The sequence below is a fragment of the Devosia sp. genome, from assembly GCF_028290645.1.
In the GTDB taxonomy this organism is placed as follows: Bacteria; Pseudomonadota; Alphaproteobacteria; order Rhizobiales; family Devosiaceae; genus Devosia_A.
This window is the reverse complement of the sequence record NZ_JAQGJL010000142.1, coordinates 1-9,733: the sequence shown is the minus strand read 5'-3', so window position 1 is coordinate 9,733 and position 9,733 is coordinate 1. Positions and strand designations below refer to the sequence as shown.

Here is a 9,733-nt window from a genome sequence, read left to right as displayed (position 1 = left end):
CGACAGCACCCAGATCCCAAGAATGCCCCAGAAACCGGACACGAAGAACAGCCCGATCGGCACCACGCCGGCTATCAGCGACAGCGCGATGATCACCCCGCGCCAGTCCTTGGCCCGATCGGCGATGCGCCCGACCAGCACGTTGACCGCCAGCATGGCGACGAGCGGCGCGGCATTGATGATGCCGATCTCGTCGGGGCCGATGCCGCGATTGAGCAGCCAGATGCCGAAATACACCGAGGCGACACCCGTGCTGCCGAACACCGCGAAATGGTAGATTGCGGCGCGCAACTCCGGTGAAACCCGGGGCGCGACGAGGCTCGACGACATGTGGGTGTGCTCCGGGCGGGAGAATCCGCCGCACCGCGCGACACTGCCCCAGCCACCGGTGAAAGATCAACCGCTACGGCGTTATTGGGCGTTACGGCGCTTGCACGGCTGCGGCTGTGCTCCGTCGTATGCGCGAACTGAGATTCGGCTATCGCCTCCTCCCCTTTTGGGGCGGAGCAGCCTGAGGTGGCGTCAGGTGCTGATCATTGGCCCGGCACCGCCGGCGCCCTCCGCAGCCTCAGCCGCCGCGGCTTGCGCGGCAATGGCGCCTCGGTCCAGTGCAACAACTCGAGCACGCCCTCGTGCGTCTCGGCCACGGCGGTGCAGCTTTCCACCCAGTCGCCGGTGTTGACGTAGTGGATGCCGAGGCGTTCGTGCATGTCGGCGTAGTGGATGTGGCCGCAGATCACGCCGTCGGCGCCGCTGTCGCGGGCTTCGAGCGTCAGCGCTTCCTCGAAGCGGCCGATGACGCTGACGGCGTTCTTCACCTTGTGCTTGGCCCAGGCGGAGAGCGACCAATAGGTCAGCCCCATGCGCCGGCGCACCCAGTTGACCGCGATGTTGAGCCGCAGCGCCGCGCGATACGCCCAGTCGCCGACATGGGCCAGCCATTTGGCATGCGCCACCACCACGTCGAACTGGTCGCCGTGGATCACGACATAGGTCTTGCCCTGCGCCGTGGTGTGGACGGTGCGGTCGACGAACTCGATCTCGCCGACATAGGTGCCCAGGTACTCGCGCAGGAACTCGTCGTGGTTGCCAGGGAGCACCACGATGCGGGTGCCGGCCAGCGCCTTGTCGAGAAAGATCTCGACCAGCTGGTGATATTCGGCCGGCCAGTACCAGGCCTTGGCGAGCCGCCAGCCGTCAACGATATCGCCGACGAGATAGATCACCTCCGCCTCGTGCCAGCGCAGGAAATCGATCAGCTGGGTGATGCGGGTGGGGCGCATGCCGAGATGCACATCGGAGATGAACAGCGCACGAACCCGCCGCACCTCCCTGCCCTCTTCGCTCATGCCATGAACCTCACGCCTTTGGGGACCGGGAGTTTAGCCTATTTGACCCATGGGAAGGGAGCGGTTTCGCCGCCCCGCAGGCCTCTGGTGGGGAAAACTCGTATCCTCAGGGAACAAACAATGCGACTGCGACAGGCCTGAGACCCGCTGTGGGCCGTGCCGTCACGGCTCCGGAGTCAGCCTTGTGATGATTTCGGCATGCTGCGGGAAGCGCGCCAGCAGCTCGGCGCGGGTGACGAGGATCATGTCCTCCATCTCCCAGCCTGGCGCCACCACCTCGCTGACGAGGCCATACTCGCCCGCCGGCAGCTCGGCGGCCTTCCAGACGCCGCCGGCGACTGCGAGGCTCGGGACCTGGCCCACCGCCAGGTCCGGGCCCACCACCACCGCCTCGTAGCGCCCGTCCGGGTGGATCAGGTGATAGGTCAGCGGCGCTCCGAAATGGTGGAACTGGATGCCGTCGGAGTGCTTGGTGTGGAAGGCATCGATCGGGGAATCATCGGTCAGCATGTAGTAGATGCTGGTCATGGTGCCGCGCGGACCGCGGGCGGTGGGCAACTTTTCCCGGTGCGTCGGGCGAAACGACTCGCGGAAATAGCCGCCCTCGAAGTGCCCGCCGAGCCCGAGCCTCTCGATCACCTCGGCCTTGGTGAGGGTCGTCATTCCGCCGCTCCGATACGCGATTTCAGCGCCACGATGCGCTTGTAACTCTCCTCGATCCGCGCCTTGAACGCCGGATCGGCCTCGGCCTCGGCGACGAGGATCGCCCGAACCTCGTCGCCCAGCGAGGCCCGCGGCTTGGACGTGTTGGAAAACAGCAGCACGTCAACCCCGGCGCGCACCGCGCGGATGACGGTGTCCTTGAGGCCGAAATGGTCGCGGATGGCGCCCATCTCGAGATCGTCGGTGATCACCACGCCGGTGAAGCCGAGCTGGCCGCGCAGCACGCCCTCGATCCATTGTTTGGAGAGGCTCGAGGGGAGGCCGGATGGATCGGTATTGGTGTCGATCAGGTGCCCGACCATGACGAAATCCTCGTAGCCCTTGGCGATCAGCGCTCGATAGGGCTCGAGCTCGGTGGGCTTCCAGGTCTTGGTGATGTCGACAAAGCCCTCGTGGCTGTCGGCAGTGGACGAGCCGTGGCCGGGGAAGTGCTTGAGCGATGTCAGCAGCCCCGCCGCATGGTGCGCGGCGATCACTTCGGATGCGTACTCGGTCACCACGTCGGCGGTCTTGCCGTAGGCGCGACCGTACTTGGCGATCACCTGGTTGTTCGGATTGACCGCCAGATCGACTACCGGCGCGAAATTGACGTTGAAACCCCACTCGGCGACGCCCTGCGCCAGCCCGTCATAGACGCTGCGCGACTGCTCGGGCGTGTGCGTGGCCGCGACCGTCGCGGCGTCGGGAATTTCCTTGAAGCCGACGGAATTGCCGAGCCGCTCCACCAGCCCCCCCTCCTGGTCGAGCGTGATGAACGGCGGGAGCTTCGGGGAGGCCTCGCGGAACGCCGCGTTCATCGCCTGCACCGCCTTGCGGCTCGCGACGTTGGTCTTGAGATACATCACCCCGCCGATCTCGCCGGCCGCGACTTCCTTGCGCAAAGCCACCACCGACTTGTCGTCGACCGAATCGCCGGTGAAGCCGACGACGATCATCTGTCCCGCCATCTGCTCGAGCGACTGGGCAAAGGCGGGGGGCGCGGCGAGGATCAGGATCGTCGCGAGGAGCTTCGTGGCGAGGCGCATGGATGTTGGATCTCAGGGGATGGGAATTGGCTTTTGGCAAGAGATTGCGGCGAAAGGCCGATGGGGCGGAGCGCGGGGCACCCCCACCCTCATTCCCTCCCCACAAGGGGGAGGGAGGCCGATCGAGTTCGCGATACCATCAGTCGTCTCCCTCCCTCTGGTGGGGAGGGATCAAGGGTGGGGGGTGGCCACGCGCCCCGGCTCAGCGGTTCTGCCGGTTCTCGATCAGATCCATGACCACGCCCGGGTCCGCCAGCGTCGTCGTATCCCCCAGCGCGCCGTAGTCGTTCTCAGCGATCTTGCGCAGGATCCGGCGCATGATCTTGCCCGAGCGGGTCTTGGGCAGGCCCGGGGCGAACTGGATGAGGTCGGGCGAGGCGATGGCGCCGATCTCCTTGCGCACCCAGTTGCGCAGCTCGGTCTTCAGCGCGTCGTCGCCGGTCTCGCCGGCCATCAGCGTGACATAGCAATAGATGCCCTGCCCCTTGATGTCGTGCGGATAGCCGACCACAGCGGCCTCGGCGACCTTGGGATGCGCCACCAGTGCGCTCTCCACCTCGGCGGTGCCGATGCGGTGACCGGAGACGTTGAGCACGTCATCGACGCGGCCGGTGATCCAGTAGTAGCCGTCCTCGTCGCGCCGGCAGCCGTCGCCGGTGAAGTAGTAGCCCTTGTAGGTCTCGAAATAGGTCGAGACAAACCTCGCGTGATCGCCATAGACGGTGCGCATCTGGCCCGGCCAGCTGTCGGCGATGCAGAGCACGCCCTCCGCCTTGGTCTGCTCCTGCACCCTGCCCTCGGGCGAGAGGACGACGGGCTTCACCCCGAAGAACGGCTTGGTCGCCGAGCCAGGCTTGGTCGGGATGGCGCCGGGGAGCGGGGTGATCATGAAGCCGCCGGTCTCGGTCTGCCACCAGGTATCGACGATCTCGCAGCGGCCCTTGCCGATATGCTTGTGGTACCAGAGCCAGGCCTCGGGATTGATCGGCTCGCCCACCGAGCCGAGCAGCCGCAGTGACGGCATCTCGTATTTGTCGGCGAATTCGGCGCCGGCGCCCATCAGGGCGCGGATGGCGGTCGGCGCGGTATAGAAGGTGTTGACCTTGTGCTTTTCGACCACCTGCCAGAAGCGCGAGGCGGCGGGATAGCTCGGGATGCCCTCGAACATCAGCGTTTGCGCCCCGTTGGCCAGCGGGCCATAGACGATGTAGCTGTGGCCGGTGACCCAGCCGACATCGGCGGTGCACCAGTAGATGTCGCCATCGCGGTAGTCGAAGGCGCGCTCATGCGTCAGCGAGGCCCAGACGATGTAGCCGCCGGTGGTGTGCAGCACGCCCTTCGGCTTGCCGGTCGAGCCGGAGGTGTAGAGGATGAACAGCGGATCCTCGGCGTTCATCGGCTCGGGCGGGCAGTCGGCGGAAACGGCCTCCGCCGCCTCGTGGTACCAGACATCGCGGCCGGCCTTCATCTCCACCGGATTGCCGGTGTTCCGGACGACGATGACGCGCTCGACGCCCGGGGTCTTTGCCAGCGCCTCGTCGACGTTCTTCTTCAAGGGAATGGTCTTGCCGCCGCGCCGGCCCTCGTCGGCGGTCAGCACGATCCTCGAATCGCAGTCGTTGATGCGACCGGCGATCGAATCCGGCGAGAAGCCGCCGAAGATCACCGAGTGTACGGCGCCGATACGGGCGCAGGCGAGCATCGCCACGGCAGTGTCGATGATCATCGGCATGTAGATGGTGACCCGGTCGCCCTTCCTGACGCCGTTGGCCTTCAGCACATTGGCGAAGCGGCAGAGCCGCTCGTGGAGCTGCCGGTAGGTGGTCCGGTCATCGGTGCCCGGGGTGTCGCCTTCCCAGATGATTGCGGTCTGGTCGCCGCGCGTCGCGAGGTGCCGGTCGACGCAGTTGGCGGAGATGTTGAGCACCCCGTCCTCGAACCATTTGATCGAGACATTGGGGTATTCGAACGTGGTGTTCTTGATCTTGGTCGGCGGCGTGATCCAGTCGATGCGCTGGCTCATTTCCTTCCAGAAGCCGTCCGGGTCGCTCAGCGAGCGGGCGTACAATTCCTCGTACTGCGCCGCCGTGGTCCGCGTCCGCGCGATGGCCGCCGCGCTGGGCTCGAACACCAAACTCTCGCTCATCGATCGTCCTCCCGTTTGCGCACCGTTCTAACCAAGCCCACCGGGCCGGGCAAGCAGACCACTTGCCGCCTTTAGGCCAATGGAAACCCTGGCGGTAAACCCTTTCTCCGCGGGTTTGCAGGCACAATGGGGCAATACCATTGGAGGCTCCGATGCCCGAACTCGGCTACCACGCCGCGCGACCAGACGAACTGGATATGATCCATCGCGAACTGATGGCGGTGATCGACGAGTCGCCGCACTATTCGGGCCGCTTCAAGGCGCACGAGAAGGGCCGGCTGACCAAGGGGTTCCTGCGCGCCCTGCAGCGGGTCGATCCGTTCCACGTCATCATCCTGACGGTCGACGGCGTCGCCGGCGGCGGGCTGATCTCGGGGCCGGAATGCGGCGCGATCTTCCGCTACTGGAGCTGGATCTTCCCCTCGCACCGCCAGACCCGCCTCGGCCTGCACGGCATGCGGATCTTCGACCAGCACTGGGACAACGGCAGGTTCCACAAGGCCTTCACCTGGGTGCGCCCCGAGAACGAAGTCGCCCTCGCGCTCCTCCGCCGCTACGGCTACGAGCAGACGGCGCTGCTGCGCCAGCAGATCTTCGGGGAGGACTACGTGGTGATGGAGAAATTCTACACGAAGGTCACCGGCGACTACGACAGCGGCATGGGCATGGGGCGGATCGCGAAGCTGCGGGCGCGGGTGGATATGTTGCTGGGGCGGTGAGTCTTGAGCTCCGCTCCAACCTAAACGTCCTTCACCACGCGACGTCCCAGCAACTCCCGCAGCCGCGGCCCGATCGACACGTCGATCCCCGCCATGCGCTTCGCCGTCAGCCACATCGCGGCGGACCAGAAGGTCTGTGCCAGCAATGCTGCCACGGCAGCGCCCATCAGCCCATGCGCCGGTACCAGCAGCACATTGCCCGCCGCCAGCACGCCCATGCCGAGGCCGATTGCCGGGAGCGTCGCATATGGGCGGTCGTGGATCGACAGCACCAGCGCCGCGGGGCCGAACAGCGAGCGTACGCAGAGCGTGAGGCACAGCACCGCTAGCGGCGCGACGCCGGCCTGGAACTCCGGCCCGAACAGCATCAGCAGCAGCGGCGCGATGGCGGCGACCACCGCGAACAGCGCCACCGAGATGCCGCTCGCGACGAGATTGGCCTCGCCGATCTGCTTCATGAACCCCTCGCGGTCGGCGGCGGCGTTGCGCTCGAACATCTCCGGCAGCGTCACGGCGTAGACCGAGGAGACGCCGAAGGCCACCAGCGAGAACACCCGCGTGCACACCCCGAACACCGCGAGGCTTTCGCGATCGAGGAGATTGGAGAGGATGAGGAGATCGATGTCGAAGAAGAAGTCGGTGGCGAGCGCAATCACCACCCAGGGCAGCGCGAAGCGCCACCAGCGCTTCCACTCGACGGACCGGCTGGTGATCCCGTGCGGTACCTGGCCGGCGGCCCGCAGCACCCAGGCGAACTGTGCCGCCGCGATCGCCGTGAAGCCGATGGCGAGCAGCCAGATCAGCTCTGCGAACCGGCCCTCGGCATCGCTGGCCATCGTCGCCAGGGCAAAGCAGAGGACGATCAGCAGCGGCCGGAAGATGGTGTCGGCGAAGAACCCGGCCAGCGGGCGCTTGAGGCCCACGAGGAGGGCGCTGTTGCAGTAGACGACTGCCGTCGCGAGCGTCATCAGGCAGGCGGGCAGCCAGTGCGCCGTCAGCACCCTGCCCGGCTCGCCGAACAGAGCGGCCAGCGGGTAGCCGGCGACCAGCAGCACCACTGCCATCGCCGCGACATGCCCGTAGGCGCGCAGCATGAAGCCGCGCAGCAGCCGCCCCTCGCCCTTCGAGCGGTATTCGGCGGCGAAATAGGTGCCGATGGTTTCAAAGCCGAGCGGCATCACCACGGCGACGATGTTCACCGTCGCGATGATCAGCAGGTACTCGCCGAGGATGCCGGCGCCCCAGAAGCGCGCGATCGCGGCCTGGGCGAGAAAGATCACGCCGGCGCCGAAGATGCGGGCGGCAAAGATCACGCTCGATTGCGAGAGCAGGCGCTGCCGGAGACTCATCAGGCGTCGCGCCGCTGGTCGGGCTTGGCGCGATCCGGCCGCAGGCGGTCCACCTGCCGGCCGACGGCATGGGCGATCTCGCGGCCGGCAAAGGCCGCCTCGCCGAGGAGGCGCGGCCACCAGCGCTCGGCGTAGTTGGCCACCGGCGGCACCGGCGTGATGACGCCGCGCTCGCCCACCATGCCCTTCTTGAACTGGTGCAGCCCCTGGAAGCCGTCCGTGCCGCCGAGGTCGTACCAGCGGGCCTCGGTATTGTCGCGCAGCCAGCGGATGATGTGCCAGTGGAGGAAATAGCCGGCGCGCAGCTCGAGTGCTGCGGCGCTGGTTGCGCCATAGAGATAGACCGCCCGGTCGCCCGCCTTGAAGATGATCGCCCCGGCGACGATCTCGCCGGCGTGGCGGACGAAGAACAGTTCGGGGCGCAGCGCCGGGTTCGCCATCTCCATCAGCGCCGGCACGGTGCCGTAGGCCGAGTGATCGGGGAATTTCTTGCGGTCAACCATCTGCTCGTAGAGCGCGTCGAACTCGGCTCGCCGCTCCGGCGCGGCATGCTCGAAGCTGAGCCCCGCCTTGTCGGCCTTGTTGAGGTGGTAGCGCCACTTCTGGTGGAAGCTGGCGCGTTGCTCGGCGTCGCTGAGGCGCAGGTTGACGATGTAGCGGTCAGGGAACAGCAGCGTCGCGCCCTTGCGGAACCCGCGGCCCAGCAGCAGCGCATACTCCGCGTTGCCCTCGATCAGCGAGGCCCGCGGCAGCACCGATAGCATCATCCCGCGCCGCCCGGCATATTCGGCGCACAGCGCCTCGATCATCTCGGCGTAGATCGAACCGGCATCGGCGCCGCCTGTGTGCCGAAGCATCGGCGCCCACTTGGCGACGGCGATGGACCCGAGCCCAAGCGGCAATCGCTGCACCATGATCAGGCAGCCGCCCACCACCTCTTCGTCGCGATGAAACAGCAGCGGCTCCAGCACCACGTCGGGCCAGCGCGCCTGCGCAAACGTCGCGAGTTGCTCCTGGCAGACCCCCTCGAACCCGGCAATCGCATCGTCCCATGCGTCCGGCGTCACCGAGCGCATGGCGAACGCAATGCGCGTCGGCGAGGCGACCGCCTGCGCAACGGGGCTGGGAGACAGGGCGGCAAGCGACATGGACGGAACCCGGCAAGAAACCTGCCGGACGCTAGCGCGGGACAACTTCAGGAATTGCTACGCCGCCTGCCGCAATACAAGGAATATGCGCGCTTGGTTAGGAGAAGGTAGCCGGTCCGACTGGTGCAGGCGGTGGGCTGCGTGCGGGGACTGGATTTGACCCGGTCCTCGGTGAGTTTGCGATGAGTCCCCTGCCTAGTGAACCAGCGCCGCCGCCGGGGCGCCCTTGATCAGCGGGATCATCGGCAGGGTGTGCCCGAGCAGCTGGTCGGCGCCCTCGTAGAGCATCCTGACCGCCACATAGAGGATCACCGCGAGACCGATCCAGGCGATCCAGCGGAACTTGTGCAGCAGCCCGGCCACCAGCGAGGCGGCAACGCCCATCAGCAGCACCGACAGGCCGAGCCCGAAGATCAGCGCCACTTCATGGCCCTTCGCCGCGCCGGCCACCGCCAGCACGTTGTCGAGCGACATCGAGACGTCGGCAATGACGATCTGCCAGACGGCCTGCTTGAGAGTCTTGCGTGGCGCCCGCTTGGCTACCGTGCCGTCGCTGTTGAGATCGCTGTCGGACAGCGCTTCGGTAGCCTCATGCTCCTGCTCGTGGGAGACCGCGAGCTCGCGGTACATCTTCCAGCACACCCAGAGCAACAGCAGTCCGCCCGCGACCAGGAGGCCGCCGCCGAGGGTCAGAAGCGACGTGGTGATCAGCGCAAAGCCGATACGCAGCACGGTGGCCGCGATGATGCCGATGAGGATTGCCTTGCGGCGGAGATCGGATGGGAGCCCGGCAGCGGCAAGCCCGATGACGACGGCGTTGTCGCCGGCGAGCACGAGATCGATGACGATAACCTGGAAGAACGCCGCAAAAGCCGAAGCATCAAGGCCAAAGGGCATTCCTGGATCTCTCCGCGATCAAAAGCTGGTCGCGGCTATGTAAGCGGCACGGGCGAGATTGTGAAGTGCGTCGTTCGGACATTTCAACGCCTGCGGCGCTGTGCGCGGCAAGGCTCGATAGCTATGCGCAGGCAGAACGGCTCGGCGCCGGTCCGTCCCGTCATTCGAGCCATTTGGGAGGGATTGGTGGGCGGCCGGGGATTCGAACCCCGGACCCGACGATTAAGAGTCGTCTGCTCTACCAGCTGAGCTAGCCGCCCGATCCGGCGCGGTGACTAGCAGGGCCCCTTCCCCTTGTCCAGCATCCATTCGCCCTGCTTGTGGACTTTCGCGCTTTTGCCAGATTGGTAAGTTAACGCGCCCACGACGACAAGAAG

The 9,733-nt window shown here is 66.5% G+C and carries 9 protein-coding genes and 1 tRNA gene; 1 reads left to right on the top strand and 9 read right to left on the bottom strand.

Annotated elements, in window-relative coordinates:
• From JWQ89_RS08260 to acs, 5 genes are all read right to left on the bottom strand, one after another.
• Nucleotides 1-330: MFS transporter (locus JWQ89_RS08260; RefSeq protein WP_299640010.1), on the bottom strand; the 330-nt coding region annotated here is incomplete at its 3' end.
• A 203-nt stretch (nucleotides 331-533) separates the two neighbouring features.
• Nucleotides 534-1,349, bottom strand: a complete 816-nt coding sequence (locus JWQ89_RS08255; protein WP_299640009.1) for a UDP-2,3-diacylglucosamine diphosphatase — start codon at nucleotides 1,347-1,349, stop codon at nucleotides 534-536.
• 162 nt (nucleotides 1,350-1,511) lie between these two features.
• Nucleotides 1,512-2,012 carry a cupin domain-containing protein gene (locus tag JWQ89_RS08250; protein ID WP_299640007.1) on the bottom strand — a complete coding sequence of 167 codons (501 nt, stop codon included), beginning with the start codon at nucleotides 2,010-2,012 and terminating at the stop codon, nucleotides 1,512-1,514.
• On the bottom strand, nucleotides 2,009-3,097 hold the full coding sequence (locus tag JWQ89_RS08245; protein WP_299640005.1) for a glycoside hydrolase family 3 N-terminal domain-containing protein: 1,089 nt from the start codon (nucleotides 3,095-3,097) through the stop codon (nucleotides 2,009-2,011). The genes JWQ89_RS08250 and JWQ89_RS08245 overlap by 4 nt, the downstream gene beginning before the upstream one ends.
• 202 nt (nucleotides 3,098-3,299) lie before the next feature.
• Nucleotides 3,300-5,243 carry an acetate--CoA ligase gene (gene acs, locus JWQ89_RS08240; RefSeq protein ID WP_299640003.1) on the bottom strand — a complete coding sequence of 648 codons (1,944 nt, stop codon included), beginning with the start codon at nucleotides 5,241-5,243 and terminating at the stop codon, nucleotides 3,300-3,302.
• A gap of 152 nt (nucleotides 5,244-5,395) precedes the next feature.
• On the opposite strand from acs, the gene JWQ89_RS08235 reads away from it, so the two are divergent.
• The gene (locus JWQ89_RS08235; protein ID WP_299640001.1) at nucleotides 5,396-5,962 is read left to right on the top strand and encodes a hypothetical protein; all 567 of its coding nucleotides are present in this window, start codon (nucleotides 5,396-5,398) and stop codon (nucleotides 5,960-5,962) included.
• 20 nt (nucleotides 5,963-5,982) lie between these two features.
• Here the strand turns inward: JWQ89_RS08235 and JWQ89_RS08230 are convergent, their stop codons facing one another.
• The 4 genes from JWQ89_RS08230 to JWQ89_RS08215 form a co-directional block, all read right to left on the bottom strand.
• Complete coding sequence (locus tag JWQ89_RS08230) at nucleotides 5,983-7,311, bottom strand: polysaccharide biosynthesis C-terminal domain-containing protein (protein WP_299639999.1); 1,329 nt, start codon at nucleotides 7,309-7,311, stop codon at nucleotides 5,983-5,985.
• Nucleotides 7,311-8,459: a GNAT family N-acetyltransferase gene (locus JWQ89_RS08225; protein WP_299639998.1), complete on the bottom strand. Its 1,149-nt coding sequence runs from the start codon at nucleotides 8,457-8,459 to the stop codon at nucleotides 7,311-7,313. The genes JWQ89_RS08230 and JWQ89_RS08225 overlap by 1 nt, the downstream gene beginning before the upstream one ends.
• A 195-nt stretch (nucleotides 8,460-8,654) precedes the next feature.
• Nucleotides 8,655-9,356 (bottom strand): TerC family protein, encoded by a 702-nt coding sequence (locus JWQ89_RS08220; protein WP_299639997.1) that lies wholly within the window; start codon nucleotides 9,354-9,356, stop codon nucleotides 8,655-8,657.
• 184 nt (nucleotides 9,357-9,540) lie between these two features.
• A tRNA-Lys gene (locus JWQ89_RS08215) sits at nucleotides 9,541-9,616 on the bottom strand.
• Between the last annotated feature and the right edge of the window lie 117 nt (nucleotides 9,617-9,733).

Bases quoted from the DNA above. Each gene is read 5' to 3' on its own strand.
- JWQ89_RS08255 (WP_299640009.1), bottom strand. From the start codon at position 1,349: ATGAGCGAAGAGGGCAGGGAGGTGCGGCGGGTTCGTGCGCTGTTCATC.
- JWQ89_RS08250 (WP_299640007.1), bottom strand. From the start codon at position 2,012: ATGACGACCCTCACCAAGGCCGAGGTGATCGAGAGGCTCGGGCTCGGC.
- JWQ89_RS08245 (WP_299640005.1), bottom strand. From the start codon at position 3,097: ATGCGCCTCGCCACGAAGCTCCTCGCGACGATCCTGATCCTCGCCGCG.
- acs (WP_299640003.1), bottom strand. From the start codon at position 5,243: ATGAGCGAGAGTTTGGTGTTCGAGCCCAGCGCGGCGGCCATCGCGCGG.
- JWQ89_RS08235 (WP_299640001.1), top strand. From the start codon at position 5,396: ATGCCCGAACTCGGCTACCACGCCGCGCGACCAGACGAACTGGATATG.
- JWQ89_RS08230 (WP_299639999.1), bottom strand. From the start codon at position 7,311: ATGAGTCTCCGGCAGCGCCTGCTCTCGCAATCGAGCGTGATCTTTGCC.
- JWQ89_RS08225 (WP_299639998.1), bottom strand. From the start codon at position 8,459: ATGTCGCTTGCCGCCCTGTCTCCCAGCCCCGTTGCGCAGGCGGTCGCC.
- JWQ89_RS08220 (WP_299639997.1), bottom strand. From the start codon at position 9,356: ATGCCCTTTGGCCTTGATGCTTCGGCTTTTGCGGCGTTCTTCCAGGTT.